This window comes from Mycobacterium sp. (assembly GCF_044342925.1).
GTDB lineage: Bacteria > Actinomycetota > Actinomycetes > Mycobacteriales > Mycobacteriaceae > Mycobacterium.
Genome location: NZ_JBIIOV010000042.1, coordinates 1 through 21,172, shown reverse-complemented (window position 1 = coordinate 21,172; position 21,172 = coordinate 1). Strand labels below are relative to the sequence as shown.

Here is a 21,172-nt window from a genome sequence, read left to right as displayed (position 1 = left end):
CTTCAGCGGCACCGGCACCGACCAGCGTGTGCAGTTCGTCGATGAACAGGATGATGTCGCCTCGGGTGTTGATCTCCTTGAGCACCTTCTTCAGGCGCTCTTCGAAGTCACCGCGGTACCGGCTGCCTGCAACCAGTGAACCCAGGTCCAAGGTGTAGAGCTGCTTGTCTTTGAGCGTCTCAGGCACCTCGCCGTTGACGATCGCCTGGGCCAGGCCCTCCACCACGGCGGTCTTGCCGACGCCCGGCTCGCCGATCAGCACCGGGTTGTTCTTGGTGCGCCGGCTCAGCACCTGCATCACCCGCTCGATTTCCTTCTCGCGGCCGATGACCGGGTCGAGCTTGCCCTCCATGGCGGCAGCGGTCAGGTTGCGGCCGAACTGGTCAAGCACCAGCGATGTCGAGGGGGAGCCGGACTCCCCGCCGCGACCACCGGTGCCGGCTTCGGCGGCTTCCTTGCCCTGGTAACCGCTCAGCAGCTGAATCACCTGCTGGCGCACCCGGGTCAGCTCCGCACCCAGCTTCACCAGGACCTGGGCAGCCACCCCCTCGCCCTCGCGGATGAGGCCGAGCAGGATGTGCTCGGTGCCGATGTAGTTGTGGCCGAGCTGCAACGCCTCACGCAGCGACAGCTCAAGCACCTTCTTGGCACGCGGGGTGAACGGGATGTGCCCGGACGGCGCCTGCTGCCCCTGACCGATGATCTCCTCGACCTGGGAGCGCACACCCTCCAGGGAGATACCGAGGGACTCCAGGGACTTGGCGGCGACGCCCTCACCCTCGTGAATCAGCCCCAGCAGGATGTGCTCGGTGCCGATGTAGTTGTGGTTGAGCATCCGGGCCTCTTCCTGAGCCAGGACGACGACCCTGCGAGCGCGGTCGGTGAATCTCTCGAACATCGGTGGTTACCTGCTTCCATCACCTGGTGCCGCGGTAGTCACCGGACACCTGAATGTCCACTCTAGTGGGCGGCGCCGGGAGGGCTCTCCCCTGCTGACCGACCCTACTGTCAGTGCGGACACAGCTGTGCAACGCCGAAGACTGCCGAATCGTTTCCCAGTATTGATGGCCAGGCACTTCGCGGCGAGCGAACACAGCTGACCAGACCGTGACACCAGGGGTGTCGCCGCGGGCCGGCGCCCTACGTGGCGGCGTGGAATGCCTCAATGACCTCGGCCGGGATGCGTCCGCGCGTGGAGACCTTGTGGCCGTTGCGACGGGCCCAATCGCGGATGGCCGCGCTCTGTTCGCGGTCGATCGAGCCGCGTCCCGCCGCCCGGCCGGTAGCGCCGGCCGTGCGCCCGCGGCGCCGACCGCCGACCCGGCGGCCCGCCTCGGTCCACTGCTTCAAATCGTCGCGGAGTTTCTTCGCATTCTTGGCGGACAGGTCGATCTCGTAACTCACACCGTCAATGGAGAATTCCACCGTCTCGTCGGCGGGACCCTCTCCGTCGAAATCGTCAACGAGGGTGACGGTTACTTTCTTGGCCATGAATTTCTGTGTCCTTGTCTAGACAGAAGCGATGGCGACGTTACGCCTGCGCAACAATGTGCCACAAAACCTGTCCGACTGACAACAAATATCTCTGACGAGTTCTGTCTGCGGGGTTCAGTTCCCGGTCCGCCGAACAATGGGAAACAAAACCGTCTCCCGAATTGACAGTCCAGTCAGGGCCATCAAGAGCCGGTCGATTCCCATTCCGGTACCGGTGGTGGGCGGCATCGCATACTCCATTGCGGCCAGGAAATCCTCGTCGAGCGCCATCGCCTCGTCATCCCCGGCAGCCGCAGCCCGGGCCTGGGCCTCGAAACGCTCCCGTTGAATCACCGGGTCGACCAACTCGGAATATCCGGTCGCCAATTCGAAGCCCCGCACGTACAGGTCCCACTTCTCGGTGACGCCGTCTATGGAGCGGTGCTCGCGGGTCAGCGGCGTGGTCTCCACCGGAAAGTCCTTGACGAACGTCGGTGCAAACAAAGTGTCGCCGACCGTGTGTTCCCACAGTTCCTCGACGAGTTTGCCGTGCCCGTATCCGCGGTCCCGGGGAATCTCCACGCCGAGCCGGTCGGCAATTGCGAACAGGTATTCCACCCCGGTTTCCGGGGTGATCTCCTCGCCGAGTGCACCCGACAAAGAGGGATACATTTCCAGCGCGGGCCATTCGCCGTCCACGTCGAAGACAGTGCCGTCGGGAAGCGGGACCTGCCGTGTTCCGATCGCCTCGTCGGCGACCTCCTGAACAAGTTGGCGAATCATCACCGCGGAATCGTCGTAAGTTCCCCACGCCTCGTAGGTCTCGAGCATTGCGAATTCAGGCGAGTGGGTGGAATCGGCGCCCTCGTTACGGAAATTCCGATTCAGTTCGAAAACCTTCTCCAAGCCGCCGACCACACATCGCTTCAGGAACAGTTCCGGCGCGATGCGCAGATACAGGTCGGCATCGAGTGCGTTGGAATGCGTGACGAACGGCCGAGCTGCGGCGCCACCGGCCAGGGTTTGCAGCATCGGGGTCTCGACCTCCAGGAACCCACGGCGCTCCAGACCGTTGCGGACCGCGCGGACGACGGCGATGCGCTGACGCGCCACCGAGCGGGCCTGCGGGCGCACGATCAGGTCCACATAGCGCTGCCGGACGCGGGCCTCCTCGCTCATCTCCTTGTGCGCCACCGGCAGCGGCCGAAGCGCCTTGGCTGCCATCTGCCAGGAATCGGCCTGAACGGACAGCTCGCCCCGCCGGGAGCTGATGACCTCGCCGTGCACGAACACGATGTCACCGAGGTCGACATCGGACTTCCAGTTTTCCAGCGCCTCGGCTCCCACGCCGGCCAAACTGACCATGGCCTGCAGTTGAGTCCCGTCGCCCTCCTGCAAGGTGGCGAAGCACAGCTTGCCGGAATTGCGGGAGAACACCACCCGTCCCGTCACCCCGACGACGGTGCCGGTGGTGGTGTCCGGTTCGAGGTCGGGGTAGGCGGCGCGGATCTCGGCCAGCGAATGAGTCCGCGGCACCGACACCGGGTAGGCCGGCCGGCCCTCGTCCAGGATGCGCTGCCGCTTGCCCTGCCGGATGCGGAACTGCTCGGGAACGTCATCACCGGCATCATCACTGGCATCCTGGGCCTCAGCTTCGGTCACGGCGTGCCAGCTTAAAGGGCTATTTGGGCGGTGCGGCTCAGCGGGCGGGCTTGAGACGGCTGTGTCTATCTCCCGGGTCGCGTCGCTCCTGCCCTCCGGTGCTGACCGTCGAGGTTGCGTTCGTAGACCATCCGCAGGCCGTCGAGGGTGAGATGTTTGTCGTAGTGGTCGACGGTGGTCAGTTCGGGAAGCATCAGCGGGGCGGTGTGCCCGGTGGCCACCACGGCGACGTCGCTTCCGGCGAATCCGTCGACGTCGTGGCGGATTCGGGACACCAGGCCGTCGATCAGGCCGGCGAAGCCGAACACCGCGCCGGCCTGCATACACTCCACGGTGTTCTTGCCGACGACCGACCTCGGCCGGGTGAGCTCGACCCGGCGCAAGGCCGCCGAGCGGGCGGCCGCGGCGTCTGAGGACAGCTGCACACCGGGGGCGATCGCGCCGCCGAGGAACTCGCCCTTGGCCGAGACGACGTCGACGCAGATCGACGAACCGAAATCGACGACGATTGCGGCGGTGCCGTACTTGGCGTACGCCGCAAGGCAGTTCACGATGCGGTCGGCGCCGACTTCTTTGGGATTATCCACCAACAGCGGAATCCCGGTCCGGATGCCGGGTTCGATGAGCACATGCGGAATCGCCGGCCAATATTGGTCGAGCATCAGGCGGATTTCGTGCAACACCGACGGCACCGTGGACAAACCGGCGACGCCGGTGAGGTGCTCGGAGTCGTCGCCGATGAGACCCTCGATGGTCAGCGCGAGTTCGTCGGAGGTCACCTCGGGCTCGGTGCGAATGCGCCAGTTGTGCAGCACCTTCGCGTGCTCACCGGATCCGCTGATCAAGCCGACGACGGTGTGGGTGTTGCGCACGTCGATGGCGAGCAGCACCGCTAGCGCACCGCCCTGGGCGAGACCAGTCCGGACATCTCGAGGAAGTCGTCGGGAATGCCGGCCGGGTCGTCACCAATGTCGATCCGGCGGTTCGCGCCGTCGACGAACACCACCCGCGGCCGGAAGGCGCGCGCCTCGGCATCGTCCATGGTGCCGTAGGCGATCAGGATGACAAGGTCACCCGGATGCACCAGATGGGCTGCCGCGCCGTTGATCCCGATGACGCCGCTGCCGCGTTCCCCGGTGATGGCGTAGGTCACCAGCCGCGCCCCGTTGTCGACATCGACGATGGTCACCTGCTCACCTTCGAGCAGATCCGCCGCGTCCATCAAATCAGCGTCGATGGTCACCGAGCCGATGTAGTGCAGATTCGCCTCGGTGACCGTCGCGCGGTGGATCTTCGATTTCAGCATCGTGCGGAACATCAGTTCCTCCAGGTCATTTCGGGTTCGGTACCGCTGTTCTTCGGTGCCGGCGGGCCGCCGGGCAAGTCGATGGCGATGTTGTCCAGCAGACGGGTGGCACCCAGCCGGGCGGCCACCAGCAGCCGGGCAGGTCCGACCTCCGGCCGCGGCTCCAACCAAGGGCCGCGCAATTCCAGGTAATCGCAAGAGATCGCCGGCACCTCCTCGAAGACGGCGCGGGCGGCGTCCAGCACAGCCGCCGGCCCCCCACCGGCCGCGTACATCCCGGCCAGCAGCGCCGAGGACAGGGCGGTTGCCTGTTCGCGTTCCTCGGCGCTGAGATAACGGTTCCTCGACGACATGGCCAGGCCGTCGGGCTCACGGACGGTGGGCACACCGACGATGCGGACATCGAGATTGAAATCGTCGGCCATCTGGCGGATCAGCACGAGTTGCTGATAGTCCTTCTCGCCGAACAGCGCCCGTTCGGGCCGGACGATCTGGATCAACTTCAGCACCACGGTGAGCATGCCGCTGAAATGGCCCGGCCGAACCGCTCCTTCGAGTTCGCCGCCGAGCGGACCCGGATGGACCGTGGTACGCGGGCCCAGCGGGTACATCGCCGACGGGGTGGGAGTAAAGGCCACCTCGACACCCTCCTGGGCCAGCAGTTCCAGATCTGCGTCCAGGGTGCGGGGGTAGGCGTCGAGGTCCTCGCCGGCACCGAACTGCAGCGGGTTGACGAAGATCGACACCACGACGACGGCGCCGGGCACCCGCTTGGCCGCACGGACCAGGGACATGTGCCCGTCGTGGAGGGCCCCCATGGTGGGCACCAGCAACACCCTCCTGCCGGTGTGCCGCAGGGCGCGGGTGACCTCGGACACCGCATGCGGTGTCGGATAGACGTTCAGTTGGCCGGCACTGAACTGGGGCCCCTTGCTGATCACCGCTGCGGACCTGCCGATTGCGACCATGCCGTCAGCACCTTGAGAACCTCCTCCGGGGCGTGCGCTCGTTGCGCTGTCCGCAACGAGTCTGCGCAGTACGCCCGCGCCAGCCGCGGGTCGACCTCATCCAGGGCGTCCAGGTGCGCCGCCACCGCCGCCGCGTCGCCGCGCGCCACCGGACCGGTCAGAGCAGCCTGACCGCGCCGCAAGGTGTTCTCCAGCGCCGCTCTGGCCAGCGGTCCGACGACACGTTCGGCAACGCCGCCGGGTGCATCACCGATGAGTTCCTGGCCCAGTAGCTCCTGCCCGGCCAGAGCGGCGCGCAGCGCGGTGAGCGAGTCGGCGATCAGCGTGACGAGGTGATTGCTCCCGTGCACCAGCGCGGCGTGGTAGAGGGTGCGCGCCTCTTCGCGGACGCCGAACGGCTCGCCGCCGATCTCCAGCACCAGCGATTGAGCGATGGCGTAGCCGATCTCGTCGGCAGCGGTGATCCCGAAACAGGTGTCAGACAGCCGGGCGATGTCCTCGTCGGCACCGGTGAACGTCATGGCGGGATGAATCGCCATAGGAACACAACCCTGCTCGGTCAGGGGTGCCAGCACCGAAATCCCATTGGCCCCCGAGGTGTGCACCACGATGGTGCCCCGCCGCACCGCGCCCGTCGCGGCGAGTCCGCGCACCAGGTCGGCGAGCTCGGAATCCGGAACGGTCAACAGCAACAGTTCCGCAGAATCGGCGACATCGGGAACCGGCCGCACCGGGGTGTCGGGTAGGCGGCGCTCGGCCAGCCGGCGCGACGTGGCCGAGATGGCGCTGCATGCGACCACCACGTGTTCGGCCCGCTCAAGTGCCACACCCAGGGCGGTGCCCACCCGTCCCGCGGAAATGATGCCCACCTTGAGCCGAGCCGGGCGCAAGCCGTTGGGAGTACCCATCTGGCGACGACCTCGCTGACCTAAGGAATGTGTTCCAGTCCCGCTGACGGGTACCGGACAGTCGGTTCGATTCTAGCGTCGTAGCTAAGACGCGGTTAATCGTCCCGGCGGCGGCGGCCGCCGCCCCCGACCGGGCCCGACACGTTGAACCTGGACAGCAGGTCCGACAGGGCTTGGCCGTCGGCGTGCTGGCCTTCCGGCTCGTCGACCGGCGGCTGCTGGGGCTGGGGCTCGACGGCGCCGTTCTGATCGGCGGCGGGCACGGCGGCTCCCCGGTGACGTCCGGGAATCACGGGCGGCGGTTCGGGCGGCACCCAGTGCCGGCCACGAGGCGGCTCAGGTGCGACGAAGTCCTCCGGCCGCTGACCACCGTCGGAGTTTGCATGCCGGCCCAGCCGAACCTCCGGCGGGCGCCACGGCGCTTCCGGCTGCGGCTGTGGCGGCGGGGCGTACGGTGCATACCGGACGGTTGGCGGCTGGGCGTACGGATCCTCCATCGCAGGCGCCTGCTGCTCGGGACGCGCCTGCTGCTCGGGACGCCAGCGTGAGCCGCGCTGATCCGAGGGGTATTGCGGTTGGGGCGGCGGGGCTAGGTATTCCCGGTCTTGCTCGTCTTCCTCGACCATCGTGGTCAGCGGCTCCTCCGGCACGTCGAGGATCGGGCTTTCCACAAGTTCCTCGGCGGAGTAGGTGAGGTATTCCTCGGCTCCCTCGGCGACCGTCGTCACCCGGCTGCTCTCCACCCGGTCGGGTGCCGCGGGCATCGGAACGACAATTCGCTCGCGTTCCAGTGCGGGCCGGTGACCGAGGTCGGTTCCGAGCATCACTTCCAGCTGCGACCGCAACGACGCCAGTTCGGCGCGCAGTGCCGACATCTCGTCAGCCGCCTGCGCGCGCACCTCGCGGGACAGTTGACGGCGCAGCTGGGTCTCGACGGACAGCTCGTACTCCCGGCGAGCCGAGATCTCGCGATCCAGCTGGAGGTCGTAGACGAATTTCATGTCCTGGGCCCGGGCCTGGGCGACTTCACTCTGCCTGCGGTAGATCACGGTGACGAAGGCCGCCATGACCGCGGCCCACAGTGACAGCACCACCGCCAGTCTCAGCAGTTCGACCCTGTTGGTGAAGACCAGCGTCGAACTCGCCAGGATCGCCAGCACCAACAGCGCCGTCAGCAGCAGCCAACCCGGCCCGCGGCCTTCGCGCCGGCTCCGAGCGGCGCCGGACTGATCGGTCATGGGCAGCACTGTACCGCGTGGAAAGTGGTCCCTCGCGACGGCAAGCAGCGGCGATTCGCCCTCGGGCTAGTCGGCAACGGCGTCTGCGACAGCGCCCTCCGGGTCGTACGGGGACTTGCAGCAGGACTGCAGCCACAACGCCGCGGCCGTCAGGGCAAAGGCACTGATAGCGGCGACCACGGTGCCCGGCAGGTCGGCCGCGGCCACCCGCAGTTCGGTTCGGCGTGGCAGCAGATAGGCCAGCACGGCGACCCACCAGCCCAGCATCAACGCGCCCGCCCAAGCAGAGGCCTTGGCGATGGCGACGGTGCGGGCCACGGCCAGCGGGTGCAACCGGCCGGCGCCCACCCCGATCCGCCCGTCACGGATACGGGCGCGTACCGACACCGCCCACCAGGTCTCGACGGCCGCGACGCCCAGCAGCGACAGTCCGGTCCACAGTGTGATCGGCGGAAAGTTGCGGTAGAGCAGATGCATCGCCAGGTAACCGACGACCGCCGCGAGGCCCGCCCCGGCGGCCAGATCGCGTTTGCGGGTGATGCCCATCAGCGATTCCTGACCGACAAGGTGTGGCCGGTCAGCCGGACACCGTCGCGCTCGGTGGGCCCCAATTCGTCGAGCCATTCCCTCACCGGCCGGCGCAGCCCGTCGACCGTGAGTTCGGCGGCCGGGTCGACGGCAACCCAGGGCACCAGCACGAAGGCCCGCTGATGGGCGTACGGGTGGGGCAGCGTGAGTTCCTCGGTATGGGAGAACACCTCGGCACCGGAGTCGAAGCAGCAGATCAGGTCGACGTCGAGGGTCCGCGGTCCCCATTTCTGATGGCGCACCCGGTCGTTGCCGGTTTCGATGGCCTGCCCCCGGCGTAACCAGCCGTGCGCATCACGATCCGGATCTTCGGCGACCACCACGGCGTTCAGGAACGGCCCTTGTTCGACCCCGCCCCAGGCGTCGGTCTCGTACACCCCAGAGACGGCCAGCACGGTATCGCCGAGGGCGTCGACGACGGCCTGCAACCGGGCCATGCGGTCACCCACATTCGACCCGATGGACAGCACGCATCTGCTCATGGCGCGCCTCCGGCGCGGGGCGTCATGGCGCGCCTCCGGCGCGGGGCGTCATGGCGCGCCTCCGGCGCGGGGCGTCATAGCGCCGCCGGGACGATCTGTCCCCGCCCACCGCGCCGAGAGCGTCGTGCCACGACCGCGACGTCGGTGAAGGTCAGCGGGATGGGCGCCTGCGGCTTGTGCACGACCACCTCGACGGCGTGCACCCGGGCATCGGCCATGACATCGTCGGCGATCTCGCCGGCGACCGTCTCGATCAGGTTGCGCGCCGGGCCGGCGATGATGTCCGCCGCGCGCTGAGCCAGCACGCCGTAGTCGTAGGTGTCAGTCAGGTCGTCGCTGGCGGCGGCGGCCGCCAGGTCGATCCACAGCGTGATGTCGACGATGAAGTCCTGCCCGTCGCGCCGCTCGTAGTCGAAGACGCCGTGGTTACCGCGAACGGTCAAGCCGCGCAGTTCAATCCGGTCAGCCATCGCGGTCACCACTGGCCTCTCCGGGGTTCCGCCAGGCCGCAACGACGCTCAGCGCGTCCACGCTGGCGCGTACGTCGTGAACGCGGACACCCCAGGCTCCGTGCAGCGCGGAGAGTGCGGAAACGACGGCGGTGGCGGTCTCCCGGCCGTCGGGCGGTCGCGGTGTCCCGTCCGGCCCGGCCAGCAGCGCCCCGAGGAAACGCTTGCGCGACGCACCGACCAGGACCGGGATCCCGGTGCCGACAAGTCCCGGAAGTGCGTGCAGCAGCGTCCAGTTGTGGCGGGCCGTCTTGGCGAATCCGAGGCCGGGGTCGATGACGAGCTGTCCGGGGTCCACCCCCGCCGCGACGGCGGCGTCGACGGCGGCCAACAGTTCGTCGCGGACTTCGCCGACGACGTCGACGTAGCGTGGGATCTGGTGCGGCTGAGTCTCGCGCACCGACCGCCAGTGCATCAGGATCCACGGCACGCCGGCATCGGCCACCACCCGCGCCATGTCAGGATCGGCCCGTCCGCCGCTGACGTCGTTGACGATGGCCGCCCCGTTGTCCAGCGCCGCCTGCGCCACCGCGGCGTGCATGGTATCGATACTGACGGTGATGCCTTGTGCGGCAAGTTCTTTCACGACGGGAGCCACCCGGCTGATCTCCAACGACGCATCGACGCGCACAGCGCCGGGCCGGGTGGACTCACCGCCGACGTCGACGACGGCGGCTCCGTCGGCGACCAGTGCGAGCGCGTGCCGCACTGCGCGGGCTGGGTCGATATAGCGTCCGCCGTCGGAGAAGGAGTCGTCGGTGACGTTGACGACCCCCATCACGACGGGGCCCGTCACCCGATCAAAGGCCCTCACTTCCGGAGGATGAGATCCAGCGCCTCGGACCGGGATGCGTCGCTGGTCTTGAACAATCCGCGCACGGCCGAGGTGGTGGTGATCGCTCCGGGTTTGCGCACACCCCGCATCGCCATGCACAGGTGCTCGGCCTCGACCACGACGATCACTCCGCGCGGCTTGAGCTTGCGATTGATGGCGTCGGCGATCTGGGCGGTCAGCCGCTCCTGCACTTGCGGCCGTCTGGCGTAAAGATCAACCACCCGAGCCAGTTTCGACAATCCAGTCACCCGGCCGTCGACCCCGGGGATGTACCCGACGTGCGCCATGCCGTGGAAGGCCACCAGGTGGTGCTCGCAGGTCGAGTACATCGGAATCTGCTTCACCAGCACGAGTTCGTCGTGCTGTTCGTCGAACGTGGTGTCCAGCACCGCATCCGGGTCGGTGTAGAGACCGGCGAACAACTCCTGGAAGGCACGGGCAACCCGGGCCGGGGTGTCCTTCAGGCCCTGACGTTCCGGGTCCTCGCCGACCGCCAGGAGCAATTCCCGAACAGCGGCTTCAGCGCGAGCCTGGTCGAACAGCGGTGTGTCGAGCGTGATCGAATCAGGCTTGGGCATTGGTCTCCATATCGTCAATCAACGCGGGTAATCGGCGGACCGACCGGCGTCGTCACCGGAATCATCCTGGGGCCCAGGACCACTCGGCTGGGCGTGTGCCTGCTGCGGCGGATAGCCCTGCTGAGGATATTGCCCGTGCTGCGGGCGCTGGGGGTGCTGGGGGTGCTGGCCCCAGCCGGGCGGCGGCGGGTACCACTGACCCTGCCCCTGCTGCTCCGGAGGCGGTGGCCAGCCCGGCGCCCGCCAACCGGCGGGGGCGCCGTAGTCCGGCTGACTCGGACCGTTGGTCGCCTGATGGCGGCCGCCATGCGGTGCGGCCGGGTAGGCGCCGTTGCCGTTGGGCCCCGGAGGCTGCGCCGCCTGATGAGCCGCGCTCGCCTGGGCGATGGCTTTTTTGAACGCGGGCTCGGGCATCGGCTGCGGCCACGGCTCACCACGTTCCATGGCGAGTTCACCGGGCGTCTTGATCGGAGGCTTGTCGGACGGGACGCGTCCGTGGCCGAAGTCGTCGAAGACGGTCAGCCGCGGCCGCTTGTTCACCTCGCCGAAGATGGCTTCCAGTTCGGCGCGGTGCAGCGTTTCTTTCTCCAGCAGTTCGCCGGCCAGGATGTCGAGGATGTCGCGGTACTCGCTGAGGATCGTCCACGCCTCGGTGTGCGCGGCCTCGATGAGCTTGCGCACCTCGTCGTCGATGTCGCGGGCCACCTCGTGGCTGTAGTCGGCCTGGGTACCCATGGTGCGGCCGAGGAACGGGTCGCCGTGCTCGGTGCCGTAGCGCACCGCTCCGAGCTTGGCGCTCATGCCGTACTCGGTGACCATCGCGCGGGCGATCTTGGTGGCTTGTTCGATATCGGACACCGCGCCGGTGGTGGGCTCCCGGAACACCAGTTCCTCAGCGGCCCGGCCTCCCATGGCGAACACCAGCCGGGCGATCATCTCCGAGCGGGTCATCAGACCCTTGTCGTCCTCGGGCACCGACACCGCGTGGCCGCCGGTACGGCCGCGGGCCAGGATGGTCACCTTGTAGATCGGCTCGATGTCGGGCATCGCCCAGGCAGCCAGGGTGTGGCCGCCCTCGTGGTAGGCGGTGATCTTCTTCTCGGTCTCGCTGATGATCCGGCCCTTGCGGCGCGGCCCGCCGATCACTCGGTCGACGGCCTCTTCCAGCGCCGCGCCGGTGATGATGGTGCCGTTCTCCCGGGCGGTCAGCAGCGCCGCCTCGTTGATGACGTTGGCCAGGTCGGCGCCGGACATACCGACGGTGCGCTTGGCCAGTCCGTCGAGATCGGCATCCGGGGACAGCGGCTTGCCCTGGGAATGCACCCGCAGCACAGCCTTGCGGCCGGCGAGATCGGGGCTGGACACCGGAATCTGCCGGTCAAAGCGACCCGGCCGCAGCAGTGCGGGGTCGAGGATGTCGGGGCGGTTGGTGGCGGCGATCAGGATGACGCCCTGACGCTCGCCGAAACCGTCCATCTCGACAAGAAGCTGGTTGAGGGTCTGCTCCCGCTCGTCGTGGCCGCCGCCCAGGCCGGCGCCGCGCTGGCGTCCTACGGCGTCGATCTCGTCGACGAAGATGATGCAGGGTGAGTTCTGTTTGGCCTGCTCGAAGAGGTCGCGCACCCGGGAGGCGCCGACGCCGACGAACATCTCGACGAAATCCGAACCGGAGATGGTGAAGAACGGCACTCCCGCCTCGCCCGCCACGGCGCGGGCCAGCAGGGTCTTGCCGGTGCCGGGCGGGCCGTAGAGCAGCACGCCCTTGGGGATCTTGGCGCCCAGCGCCTGGTAGCGGGCCGGGTTCTGCAGGAAGTCTTTGATCTCATAGAGCTCTTCGACCGCTTCGTCAGCGCCCGCGACGTCGGCGAAGGTGGTTTGTGGCATGTCCTTGGACAGCAGTTTGGCCTTGGACTTGCCGAAACCGAAGCCCATCCGTCCGCCGGACTGCATCCGGGAGAACAGCACGAACAGCGCGACGAGCAGCAGCAGCGGCAGCATGTAGATCAGCAGCGAACCCAGCATGCTGGGCTGATTGACCGCGGTGTTGGTCTTGATGCCCTTGGCGGTCAACTGGTCGAACAGCGGCACCGCGTAGCCGGTCGGGTATTTGGCGATGACCTCGGTGGAGTCGGCGGTGTCGCCGTTGCCGCTCTTGAGGTCGAGGCGGAGTTGCTGCTCGCGGTCGTCGATCTGCGCCGTCTTCACGTTGTCGGCGTTGATCTGGGACACCGCCACCGAGGTGTCGACGGGTTTGTAGCCGCGGGTTTCGTCGCCGAAGTACAGGAACAGCCAGCTCAGCAGCAGCACCGCCGCGACGACCGTCAAGGTGCGGAAAACATTTTTGCGATTCATCAAGCCTTCGCCCCCGCAGGGGCCCGTCCTTCCATGCGCGCTGCTTGCAGTCTCTCAGGCTACCGCTACCCCAACGACCGGCGGTTCCCTGAGGGTTTCCGTCACCGATTGGTTCTACAGGTCGGACGAGCCGGGCGCCGAGCGCAGAGGCTGTGTTTGGCTTGCAGTCGTGGTCACACCGGCCGAGCGGCACGTCGTCGTCAACGGAATCACGCTGCGGGTGCTCGACGCCGGCCCGACGGACGGGCCGGTGGTGGTGCTCACCCACGGATTCCCCGAACTGGCGTTCTCCTGGCGCCACCAGATCCCGGCCCTGGCCGCGGCCGGCTACCGGGTGCTGGCGCCTGACCAGCGCGGATACGGAGGATCGTCGCGGCCAGAGGCTGTCGAGGCGTACAACATTGCGGCGTTGACCGGTGACGTCGTGGGCCTGCTGGACCTGGTGGGCGCGCAACGTGCGGCCCTGGTCGGACACGACTTGGGGGCCGTGGTGGCCTGGAGCACTGCGCTGCTGCACCCCGACCGGGTCGCCGCCGTGGCCGGGTTGAGCGTGCCGCCCGTGCCCCGTCCGCAGACTCCGCCCACCGAGTCGTTCCGGCGGATCTTCGGTGCGAACTTCTTCTACATCCTCTACTTCCAGCAGCCCGGGGTGGCCGACGCCGAACTGGCCGCCGGCCCGCGTCGTGCCCTGCGGCGGATGCTGGGCGGGACGCGCGTGCCCCGGGGCGAGGCCGAGGCGCGGCGAATGCTGGCGCCGGGGCCGGAGGGCTTCGTCGACCGGCTCGCCGAACCGGACCGGCTGCCGGACTGGCTGAGCGCCGCGGAGTTGGACCACTACGTCGACGCGTTCGCCCGCACCGGATTCACCGGGGCGCTGAACTGGTACCGCAACTTCGACCGCAACTGGCACATCATGGGCGCGACCGCCGCGACCATCGGGGTTCCGGCGTTGTTCGTGGGCGGAACCGACGACGCGGCGCTGAAGTTCACCCGCAGCGACCGGGCCCGCGAGGTGGTGAAAGGGCCCTACCGCGAGGTGATGCTGGACGGCGCCGGGCACTGGATCCAGCAGGAGCGGGCCGTGGAGATCAACGCCGAATTGCTGAGGTTCCTCGCCGATCTGACCTGGTGACGAGCATCACCGATCCGGTGCTGTCACACGCTACGGTGGGTCATGCCCGCAGCCGCTTTCCCCGACCCGGCACGACCGACCCGGTTCGCCGCGTGCGCCGCGGCCGCCGTAGCGGTGGCAGTCCTGGCCGGGTGCGATTCCCGGCCGGCGCCGCCGGTCGAAACCAACGCCCGGCAGGTCACCGTGGTCGGGTCCGGCACGGTGCAGGGGGCACCGGACACGCTGACCGCTGACGTCGGGATCGAAGTCGTCGCGCCCGATGTCACTGCCGCGATGGCTCAGACCAACGAGCGCCAGCAGGCGGTGATCGACGCCCTGAAAGCCGGTGGCATCGACGCGACGGACATCAGCACCACGACGGTCAGCGTGGCGCCGCAGTACGGCGAGAATTCGGCGATCACCGGGTACCGCGCCAGCAACGCCATCACCGTGACGATCCGCCAACTCGACAAGGCGCCCGGCGCGCTGGCGTCCGTCGTCGACGCTGGCGGCAACACGGCCCGGATCAACGGGGTGCGTTACTCCATCGAGGACGACTCGCGACTGGTCAGCGACGCGCGGGCACGGGCTTTCGAGGACGCCAGGAACCGGGCCGCGCAGTACGCCGAGCTGGCCGGCCTGTCCCTGGGCACAGTGATCTCGATTTCCGAAGCGGCGGAAAGCAATCAGCCGCGGAGGGCTCCGATTCCGCAGGGCGCGATGGCCGCCGACGTCCCGCTGGAACCGGGCCAGCAGACGGTCAGCTTCGCGGTGACCGCGGTGTGGGAGCTGAACTGACCGCCGGGCCGCATCATCACACGGGTTCGGGCTCGTAGACCTTCGGCTCCAAGGTGCCGATATAGGGCAGGTCGCGGTAACGCTCGGCGTAGTCCAGGCCGTAGCCGACGACGAACTCGTTGGGAATGTCGAATCCGACGTAGGCGATCTCGACATCGGTGCGGACAGCGTCCGGCTTGCGCAACAACGTGCACACCCGCAGCGACTTGGGACCGCGGGTAGCCAGGTTGCGCAGCAGCCAGGACAGCGTCAGACCGGAGTCGACGATGTCCTCGACGATCAGCACGTCGCGGCCGGCGATGTCGCGGTCGAGATCCTTGAGGATGCGCACCACCCCCGAGGAGGACGTCGACGAGCCGTAGGAACTCACCGCCATGAACTCCAGTTGGGTGGGCACCGGGATGGCCCGCGCCAGGTCGGTGACGAACATGACCGCGCCTTTGAGGACGGTGACCAGCAACAGGTCCTGCTGGGTGCTGGCGTAGTCGCGGCCGACCTCGGCGGCGAGTTCACCGGTCCGGGTCTGAATTCGGTCTTCGGACACCAAAACCGACTTGATGTCTCCGGGGTACAGCTCGCTCGCCGACACGCCCACAGCGTGCCATGCCGGCGACCGGCGGACAATCAGACCGGTTCGGTTCGCAGCACCAGGAAGCCGCCGCGCCGCTCGGCGAACAGCCGGGTGCGCGGACGGTGGCAGCCGACGGCCACCCCGCCCTGACCGCGCCAGCCGGTCACCAGGGCGTCGACCGCGCGAATCTGACCGTCGGTCAGATCGGTGGCGCCGCCGGCGAGCAGCCAGCCCCGGACAACCCGGAGGCGCAGCGCCGCAGGAAGATCCGCGATCACGCCGACAACCAGACCATCGGCAGCCGCGGCGCGAGCGAGCTCGGTCCGGGCCATCGCGTCGAGCGCCTCGGTGTCCTCACGCAGTGCGGCGGCGGTGCGGGCCAGCGCCTCGGCAACCCCGCCGCCGAGCACGTCGTCAAGCAGCGGGAGAACCTCGGTGCGCAGCCGGACCCGGGTGAACCTGGGGTCGGTGTTGTGCGGGTCGTCCCAGGCGGTCAGGCCCAACTCGGCGCAGGCCGCGTGGGTGTCTCGCCGCCGCACGCCCAGCAGCGGGCGATGCCAGGGCGGGTCGGCGGCCCGCATCCCGGCCAGCGATCGGGGGCCGGATCCGCGGCCCAGCCCGAGCAGCACGGTCTCGGCCTGATCGTCCAGGGTGTGCGCCAGCAGCACCGGCGCCGCGGCGCGGGCGGCCTCCAGGGCGGCGTAGCGGGCGGTCCGCGCCGCCGCCTCCGGGCCGCCCGCGGAACCCACCCGCACCGGCAGCACCCGCGCCGCCACGCAGCCCACCTCGACGGCCTGCCGACGGGCGGTTTCGGCGATCCGGTCCGAGCCGGGTTGCAGCCCGTGGTCGACGATCAGCGCGGTGGTGGGACGCAGCGTGGCCGCCACTGCCGTCAGCGCCAGGGAGTCGGGTCCGCCGGACAGCGCCACGCACCACGACGGGGCGTCGGCCAGCCAGGTGTCGGCGTGCCGGGTGAGCGCCGAGCGCAGTGCGGCTACAGAACCCGGTCGATCCACCGCTGCGGGTTCTCGATCTCGTCGGGCAACGGCAAGGTGTCCGGCCCGGACCACACCGCGTTGAACCGCGCCATACCCACCCGGTCGACCACGCCGTCGACGAAGGCACGCCCCCGGGTGTACTGACTGAGTTTGGCGTCGACGCCGAGCAGTGCCCGCAGAAGTCGTTGCAGCGGAGGCTGTTTGCGTTCGCGACGGTCGTCGAACCGGCGCCGGATGAGGTCTACCGACGGGACGACGGCCGGACCGACGGCGTCCATGACGTAGTCGGCGTGACCTTCCAGCAGGGTGCCCAGCACCAGCAGTTTGTCGAGCGCCTCGCGCTGGGGCTCGGACTGGATGGCCCGCATCAGACCGAGCACACCGCTGTTGGTGGCATCGACGGTGCCGCGGCGGCGGTCTTTGACGAACTCGGCTAGCCGGCCGATGATTTCGCCAACGTCGTCGTGGCGTTCGGCGGTCAGCACCGCCAGCGTGTCCGACATGTGCTGCGACAGCCAGGGATTGGCCGTGAACTGCACCCGGTGGGTGACCTCGTGCAGGCACACCCATAACCGGAAGTCTTTGGGCGACAAACGAAGTTGGCGCTCGACGGACAGAACGTTGGGATAGACCAGCAGCAGCGCCCCCTGTCGGCCGGCCTCGGTCGCCGCAACGAACGGGTCGTACTGGCCGAGGATGCCCGAGGAGATGAACGCCAGCACCGCACCGGTCTGGGCGCCGGTGATCCGGCCGGTGATGGCATTGCTCGGGCTGTCGGTGCCTCCGGTCATCACCCGCATGGATTCGGAGGCGGCGCGAATCCACTGCTCGCGGTCGACGATGCGCGCGGCGGGCGCGGGTCCGCCGCTGGAGAGTCCGGTGACCTCCCGGACCGGGATCTCGGCGGCCAGCGCGGCTTCGGCGAGATCGTCGATGGCCTGCCGCCGGGTGTAGTCACTGGTCGGCGGGCCGGGCCGGATCAGTTTGGCCCCCACCGTGCCCGCGAACCGCCAGTCCACGGCGCGGCCGACGGTCAGGTCAGGAGAGGAGGCCACCAGCTCATACCGTCCGGGGCGGACTCATGTGCCACAGCCGCAGGTGCGCAGAATGCCTACCAGCGCGTCGAGCCGGGTGCGGCCCTCCATCCCGGCGTTGTTGGAGATGAAGGCGAAGCTCAGCACCCGTCCACTCACGTCGGTCACGATGCCGGCCATCGAATTGGTCTTGGTCAATGACCCGGTCTTGGCGCGCAGCCAGCCGGCCGAGGACCTCTTGGGGTCCGCTCCCAGGAACCGGTTGGACAGGGTGCCGCTGCCGCCGGCCACGGGCAGCAGGTCCACCATCGGGCGCAGCGCGGGCTGGTCAGGGCCGGCCGCGGCGGTCACCAACTGATCGAGCGTGGTGGCGGTCAGCAGGTTGGCCACCGACAAGCCGCTGGCATCCACCAGTGACGCTCCGGTCATGTCGATCTTGACGGCAGCCAGCTTGCTGATCACCGCGTCGACGGACCCGGCGAAGCTCGACGGCCGGCCAGTCGCCCCCGCCACTTCACGGCCGATGGTCTCGGCCATCACGTTGTCCGACTCCATCATCATCTGCCGCAGCCGCTCCATCAGCGGCGCCGACTGCACCGACGCCAACTGCCGTCCCTCGGCCGGGCCGGGGGCGAAGGTGACCTTGGCCGGATCGACTCCGAGCGTAAACGCCAGCGCGCGGCCGGCATCGAGGGCGGGTGTGGGTGAACGCCGGGATTGCAGCGTGGTCGGCTGTATGCGTCCGGCGTCGAGCATCACCGACTGGATCGGGGCGATGTCGCCGCCGGCGATGTCGCCGGGATCCCACCCCGGCGCCATGTCGGGTCCGGAGAACAGCGAAGTGTCGACCTGCACCGCGGTCGGTGCGATCCCGCTCTTGCGGACCTGGTCGGCCAGGTCGGTGATCCGGCCGGCACCGCGATACCAGGTCTCCTCGCTGGGCGGCGCCGCCGACAGGGTGGGGTCTCCGGCGCCGACCAGGACGATCACACCGGGCATCCGGTTCTGGTCGGCGGCCTTGACGGTGGTGGTCAACCGCGCCGTGCGATCCAGCGTGAGCAGCGCCGCCGCGGCGGTGAGGATCTTGTTGGTCGACGCCGGCTGCATGGGCGAGTCGGCCCGCTGCTCCCAGATCTGGTTTCCGGTCAGAGCGTCGGTGACGCGGCCGCCGAGAATGCCGAGATTGGGGTTGGCGGCGGCGGCGGCCAGGGCGGCCGTCATTCCGGCGGTGGTCGGTACCGCCGCGGCGTCACCCAGCGGAACCACCGCCGGTTTGGAGGTCGCCGGCGGACGGGGCGGCGGGGCGGAGGCGTTGCTGCGACCCCCGGAAGTAAGGAGAGCAGCAGCCGCCACCACCACGGCGACCAGCGCGATCACCGCAGCCGCCAGGACCACGTGGCTACCGCGCCGGGGTGTGCGAAGCATTACTCTCCTCGGGGTTGGGACTCATTGTGCCCAACGAGACGGTGCGCTGGCGAATCCCTCGTTAGGGTGTTGCCGGTCGTCCCACACCCTTGATGGGACGGCCGGAGAGCAGAAGGAGCGGCGCGGTGGAGTTCGACGTCACGATCGAGATCCCGAAAGGCCAGCGCAACAAGTACGAGGTCGACCACAAGACCGGTCGGCTGCGGCTGGATCGCTACCTCTACACCCCCATGGGCTATCCCGCCGACTACGGCTACATCGAGGACACCCTCGGCGAGGACGGCGATCCGCTGGACGCTCTCGTCCTGCTGCCGGAGTCGGTGCACCCGGGTGTCATCGTCGAAGCGCGAGCGGTGGCGATGTTCCAGATGGTCGACGACGCCGGCGGTGACGACAAGGTGATCTGCGTGCCGGCCGGGGACCCGCGCTGGGACCACATCAACGACCTCGCCGACGTACCGCCGTTCGAACTCGAGGCGATCAAGCACTTCTTCGTCCATTACAAGGATCTCGAGCCCGGAAAGTACGTCGAGGCCGCGAACTACGTCGGGCGCGCCGAGGCGGAAGCCGAGATCGAGCGCTCCCGGCAGCGCTTCGCCACCGAAGGGCACTGACGGCCCATCCCGGCGCGGATTGGCCGGGCAGAGTTTTCCTGGCCTTAACGCGCGGTAACCCGGTTGTGGTCTGGGTTTCCGATGATCAACGGTGTGTTGATGCACCAGGGAATCGGGCTCGACGCCTTCAACCGGCTGCAGACCCGTCGCGCCGTCCATGCGCTGTATGAGTGCTGCAACAGCGTCACGATGGCCGGCGACCTCGCCAAGGGACGGCCCTACGCCAGCCACGACGCGCTGTTCCGCAAAGCCGACACCCTGCTGTTCGCCCTGTCGGAGGAGTCGATCGACCGCATTCTGGAGGCCTACCCGCGAGTCGGCAGCCGCCCGGGCAGCTCCCGCTCGCACGCCGAGCAGTGCGCGCTGTGGGACGACCGGCCCGGGGTGATGCAGCTGCTGGACAGCGCGGCCCGGGGCTACGCCGAGAGGTTCGGCTTCGAATTCGTCATGCACGTTGCTGGATACGGAGCCGGCGACAAAGGCGGCAACCGGGCCGTGTCCGGGGTGATCGCGGCGATCGCCGACCGGATGCATCACGACGTCGAGACCGAGCGCAAGGTGCTGCGCAACGAGATCGCCAAGGTCAACCGCAGCCGGTTGGAGCGGATGCTCGGTCCGGAGGCCGGCTACGACAACTGGGGCTGACCTCGACGTGACGGACGCGGCTAGCGCGAGTCGATCCTGGTCTTGACCAGGCTGGCCACCATGGTGATGAACAGCGTCAGCACGATCACCGCCAGGCTCAACAGGGTCGGGATCTCCGGGACGTGCACCGGTTCGCCGCCGTTGATGAACGGCACCTCGTTCTCGTGCAGCGCGTGCAGCAGCAGTTTCACGCCGATGAAGAACAAGATGATCGCCAGGCCCTGCGACAGGTAGACCAGCCGGTTGAGCAGGTCACCGAGCAGGAAGTAGAGCTGGCGCAGACCCATCAGCGCGAACACGTTGGCGGTGAACACCAGGAAGGGTTCGCTGGTGAGCCCGTAGATCGCCGGGATGGAATCGAAGGCGAACAACAGATCGGTGGTCGCCAGCGCCACGATCACCAGGAACATCGGCGTCATCACGCGTTTGCCGCCCTGTTTGATGTAGAGCTTCAGCCCGTGCCAGGAGTCGGTGGTCTTGAGGTATCGGCGCGCGAAGCGGACCACGGCGTTGTCGGCGTCGTCGTCGTGGTCGGTGTCACGCACCAGTTTGATGGCCGTGAACACCAGGAACGCGCCGAACAGATAGAAGATCCAGGAGAACTGCTGGATGGCAACGGCACCCAGGGCGATGAAGATGCCACGGAAGATCAGCGCCAGCACGATGCCCACCAGCAAGGCCTGCTGCTGATGGATTCGGGGCACTTTGAAGCTGGCCATGATGATGATGAAGATGAACAGGTTGTCCACCGACAGGCTGTACTCGGTGAGCCAGCCCGCGAAGAACTCCAGGCCGTACTGGCCGCCGTGGTACTGCCACACCCATAGCCCGAAGGCCACCGCCATGCCGACGTAGATGCTCAGGGCGGTCACGCATTCGCGCCGGCTCGGCTCGTGCGGGCGGCGGGCGAATATCAGGATGTCGACCAGTAGAACGGCCAGTGTCACTCCTAGAGTGACACCCCACTCCAGCAGGGAGACGTTCACACCGCAGACCTCCGGGACTCACCGAACACGCCCGAGGTCTCTCCCGCCGGGCCCGGGCGCAGGTGCCGGGCCGGCCTGCGGAACCGGACTA

Annotated in this window: 22 protein-coding genes and 1 pseudogene; 4 read left to right on the top strand and 19 right to left on the bottom strand. The window is 68.4% G+C overall.

Annotated elements, in window-relative coordinates; genetic code table 11:
- The 14 genes and pseudogenes from clpC1 to ftsH form a co-directional block, all read right to left on the bottom strand.
- Positions 1-898: pseudogene (gene clpC1, locus ADBZ6I_RS06690) on the bottom strand (ATP-dependent protease ATP-binding subunit ClpC); the annotation flags it as partial.
- 242 nt (positions 899-1,140) lie between these two features.
- The gene (gene lsr2, locus ADBZ6I_RS06685) at positions 1,141-1,491 is read right to left on the bottom strand and encodes a histone-like nucleoid-structuring protein Lsr2 (protein ID WP_526382114.1); all 351 of its coding nucleotides are present in this window, start codon (positions 1,489-1,491) and stop codon (positions 1,141-1,143) included.
- Between the two features lie 117 nt (positions 1,492-1,608).
- Entirely contained in the window at positions 1,609-3,135 is a 1,527-nt protein-coding gene (gene lysS, locus ADBZ6I_RS06680; protein WP_526382112.1) for a lysine--tRNA ligase, read from the bottom strand.
- A gap of 65 nt (positions 3,136-3,200) precedes the next feature.
- Positions 3,201-4,025 carry a type III pantothenate kinase gene (locus ADBZ6I_RS06675; protein WP_526382110.1) on the bottom strand — a complete coding sequence of 275 codons (825 nt, stop codon included), beginning with the start codon at positions 4,023-4,025 and terminating at the stop codon, positions 3,201-3,203.
- A gap of 2 nt (positions 4,026-4,027) precedes the next feature.
- The gene (gene panD / locus ADBZ6I_RS06670; RefSeq protein ID WP_526382108.1) at positions 4,028-4,453 is read right to left on the bottom strand and encodes an aspartate 1-decarboxylase; all 426 of its coding nucleotides are present in this window, start codon (positions 4,451-4,453) and stop codon (positions 4,028-4,030) included.
- On the bottom strand, positions 4,453-5,409 hold the full coding sequence (panC, locus tag ADBZ6I_RS06665) for a pantoate--beta-alanine ligase (RefSeq protein ID WP_526382106.1): 957 nt from the start codon (positions 5,407-5,409) through the stop codon (positions 4,453-4,455). Before panC ends, panD begins: the two co-directional genes overlap by 1 nt.
- Positions 5,379-6,317 carry a Rossmann-like and DUF2520 domain-containing protein gene (locus ADBZ6I_RS06660; protein WP_526382104.1) on the bottom strand — a complete coding sequence of 313 codons (939 nt, stop codon included), beginning with the start codon at positions 6,315-6,317 and terminating at the stop codon, positions 5,379-5,381. The genes panC and ADBZ6I_RS06660 overlap by 31 nt, the downstream gene beginning before the upstream one ends.
- 95 nt (positions 6,318-6,412) lie before the next feature.
- Complete coding sequence (locus tag ADBZ6I_RS06655) at positions 6,413-7,555, bottom strand: DUF6779 domain-containing protein (RefSeq protein WP_526382102.1); 1,143 nt, start codon at positions 7,553-7,555, stop codon at positions 6,413-6,415.
- Between the two features lie 66 nt (positions 7,556-7,621).
- Positions 7,622-8,101, bottom strand: a complete 480-nt coding sequence (locus ADBZ6I_RS06650) for a DUF3180 family protein (RefSeq protein WP_526382100.1) — start codon at positions 8,099-8,101, stop codon at positions 7,622-7,624.
- Positions 8,101-8,625: a 2-amino-4-hydroxy-6-hydroxymethyldihydropteridine diphosphokinase gene (folK, locus tag ADBZ6I_RS06645; protein ID WP_526382098.1), complete on the bottom strand. Its 525-nt coding sequence runs from the start codon at positions 8,623-8,625 to the stop codon at positions 8,101-8,103. Before folK ends, ADBZ6I_RS06650 begins: the two co-directional genes overlap by 1 nt.
- Before the next feature lie 74 nt (positions 8,626-8,699).
- A complete protein-coding gene (folB, locus tag ADBZ6I_RS06640; RefSeq protein WP_526382096.1) occupies positions 8,700-9,095 on the bottom strand; it encodes a dihydroneopterin aldolase in 396 nt (131 codons plus the stop codon).
- On the bottom strand, positions 9,088-9,912 hold the full coding sequence (folP, locus tag ADBZ6I_RS06635) for a dihydropteroate synthase (protein WP_526382120.1): 825 nt from the start codon (positions 9,910-9,912) through the stop codon (positions 9,088-9,090). The genes folB and folP overlap by 8 nt, the downstream gene beginning before the upstream one ends.
- Positions 9,913-9,944: 32 nt before the next feature.
- The gene (folE, locus tag ADBZ6I_RS06630) at positions 9,945-10,547 is read right to left on the bottom strand and encodes a GTP cyclohydrolase I FolE (RefSeq protein ID WP_526382094.1); all 603 of its coding nucleotides are present in this window, start codon (positions 10,545-10,547) and stop codon (positions 9,945-9,947) included.
- An 18-nt stretch (positions 10,548-10,565) separates the two neighbouring features.
- Positions 10,566-12,899 (bottom strand): ATP-dependent zinc metalloprotease FtsH, encoded by a 2,334-nt coding sequence (gene ftsH, locus ADBZ6I_RS06625; RefSeq protein WP_526382092.1) that lies wholly within the window; start codon positions 12,897-12,899, stop codon positions 10,566-10,568.
- 169 nt (positions 12,900-13,068) lie between these two features.
- On the opposite strand from ftsH, the gene ADBZ6I_RS06620 reads away from it, so the two are divergent.
- Entirely contained in the window at positions 13,069-14,031 is a 963-nt protein-coding gene (locus tag ADBZ6I_RS06620; RefSeq protein WP_526382090.1) for an alpha/beta fold hydrolase, read from the top strand.
- 42 nt (positions 14,032-14,073) lie between these two features.
- Positions 14,074-14,808: an SIMPL domain-containing protein gene (locus tag ADBZ6I_RS06615; protein WP_526382088.1), complete on the top strand. Its 735-nt coding sequence runs from the start codon at positions 14,074-14,076 to the stop codon at positions 14,806-14,808.
- A gap of 16 nt (positions 14,809-14,824) precedes the next feature.
- Here the strand turns inward: ADBZ6I_RS06615 and hpt are convergent, their stop codons facing one another.
- From hpt to dacB, 4 genes are read right to left on the bottom strand one after another with little or no spacing between them, the layout of a single operon-like run.
- Positions 14,825-15,436, bottom strand: coding sequence for a hypoxanthine phosphoribosyltransferase (hpt, locus tag ADBZ6I_RS06610; protein ID WP_526382118.1), 612 nt, complete (start codon positions 15,434-15,436; stop codon positions 14,825-14,827).
- On the bottom strand, positions 15,433-16,395 hold the full coding sequence (tilS, locus tag ADBZ6I_RS06605) for a tRNA lysidine(34) synthetase TilS (RefSeq protein WP_526382086.1): 963 nt from the start codon (positions 16,393-16,395) through the stop codon (positions 15,433-15,435). Before tilS ends, hpt begins: the two co-directional genes overlap by 4 nt.
- On the bottom strand, positions 16,374-17,435 hold the full coding sequence (locus ADBZ6I_RS06600) for an Rv3626c family coenzyme F420 biosynthesis-associated protein (protein ID WP_526382116.1): 1,062 nt from the start codon (positions 17,433-17,435) through the stop codon (positions 16,374-16,376). The genes tilS and ADBZ6I_RS06600 overlap by 22 nt, the downstream gene beginning before the upstream one ends.
- 21 nt (positions 17,436-17,456) lie before the next feature.
- On the bottom strand, positions 17,457-18,836 hold the full coding sequence (gene dacB / locus ADBZ6I_RS06595) for a D-alanyl-D-alanine carboxypeptidase/D-alanyl-D-alanine endopeptidase (RefSeq protein ID WP_526382084.1): 1,380 nt from the start codon (positions 18,834-18,836) through the stop codon (positions 17,457-17,459).
- A 125-nt stretch (positions 18,837-18,961) separates the two neighbouring features.
- On the opposite strand from dacB, the gene ADBZ6I_RS06590 reads away from it, so the two are divergent.
- Both ADBZ6I_RS06590 and ADBZ6I_RS06585 read left to right on the top strand, forming a co-directional pair.
- The gene (locus ADBZ6I_RS06590; RefSeq protein WP_526382082.1) at positions 18,962-19,450 is read left to right on the top strand and encodes an inorganic diphosphatase; all 489 of its coding nucleotides are present in this window, start codon (positions 18,962-18,964) and stop codon (positions 19,448-19,450) included.
- A 99-nt stretch (positions 19,451-19,549) separates the two neighbouring features.
- A complete protein-coding gene (locus ADBZ6I_RS06585; RefSeq protein WP_526382080.1) occupies positions 19,550-20,095 on the top strand; it encodes a 2-oxo-4-hydroxy-4-carboxy-5-ureidoimidazoline decarboxylase in 546 nt (181 codons plus the stop codon).
- A 20-nt stretch (positions 20,096-20,115) separates the two neighbouring features.
- On the opposite strand, the gene ADBZ6I_RS06580 is transcribed toward ADBZ6I_RS06585, so the two are convergent.
- Positions 20,116-21,081, bottom strand: a complete 966-nt coding sequence (locus ADBZ6I_RS06580; protein ID WP_526382078.1) for a TerC family protein — start codon at positions 21,079-21,081, stop codon at positions 20,116-20,118.
- Between the last annotated feature and the right edge of the window lie 91 nt (positions 21,082-21,172).

Excerpts from the sequence above, each read along its gene's own strand:
- lsr2 (WP_526382114.1), bottom strand. The coding sequence starts at position 1,491 with ATGGCCAAGAAAGTAACCGTCACCCTCGTTGACGATTTCGACGGAGAG.
- panD (WP_526382108.1), bottom strand. The coding sequence starts at position 4,453 with ATGTTCCGCACGATGCTGAAATCGAAGATCCACCGCGCGACGGTCACC.
- panC (WP_526382106.1), bottom strand. The coding sequence starts at position 5,409 with ATGGTCGCAATCGGCAGGTCCGCAGCGGTGATCAGCAAGGGGCCCCAG.
- ADBZ6I_RS06660 (WP_526382104.1), bottom strand. The coding sequence starts at position 6,317 with ATGGGTACTCCCAACGGCTTGCGCCCGGCTCGGCTCAAGGTGGGCATC.
- ADBZ6I_RS06655 (WP_526382102.1), bottom strand. The coding sequence starts at position 7,555 with ATGACCGATCAGTCCGGCGCCGCTCGGAGCCGGCGCGAAGGCCGCGGG.
- ADBZ6I_RS06650 (WP_526382100.1), bottom strand. The coding sequence starts at position 8,101 with ATGGGCATCACCCGCAAACGCGATCTGGCCGCCGGGGCGGGCCTCGCG.
- folK (WP_526382098.1), bottom strand. The coding sequence starts at position 8,625 with ATGAGCAGATGCGTGCTGTCCATCGGGTCGAATGTGGGTGACCGCATG.
- folB (WP_526382096.1), bottom strand. The coding sequence starts at position 9,095 with ATGGCTGACCGGATTGAACTGCGCGGCTTGACCGTTCGCGGTAACCAC.
- folP (WP_526382120.1), bottom strand. The coding sequence starts at position 9,912 with ATGGGGGTCGTCAACGTCACCGACGACTCCTTCTCCGACGGCGGACGC.
- folE (WP_526382094.1), bottom strand. The coding sequence starts at position 10,547 with ATGCCCAAGCCTGATTCGATCACGCTCGACACACCGCTGTTCGACCAG.
- ftsH (WP_526382092.1), bottom strand. The coding sequence starts at position 12,899 with ATGAATCGCAAAAATGTTTTCCGCACCTTGACGGTCGTCGCGGCGGTG.
- ADBZ6I_RS06615 (WP_526382088.1), top strand. The coding sequence starts at position 14,074 with ATGCCCGCAGCCGCTTTCCCCGACCCGGCACGACCGACCCGGTTCGCC.
- dacB (WP_526382084.1), bottom strand. The coding sequence starts at position 18,836 with ATGCTTCGCACACCCCGGCGCGGTAGCCACGTGGTCCTGGCGGCTGCG.
- ADBZ6I_RS06585 (WP_526382080.1), top strand. The coding sequence starts at position 19,550 with ATGCACCAGGGAATCGGGCTCGACGCCTTCAACCGGCTGCAGACCCGT.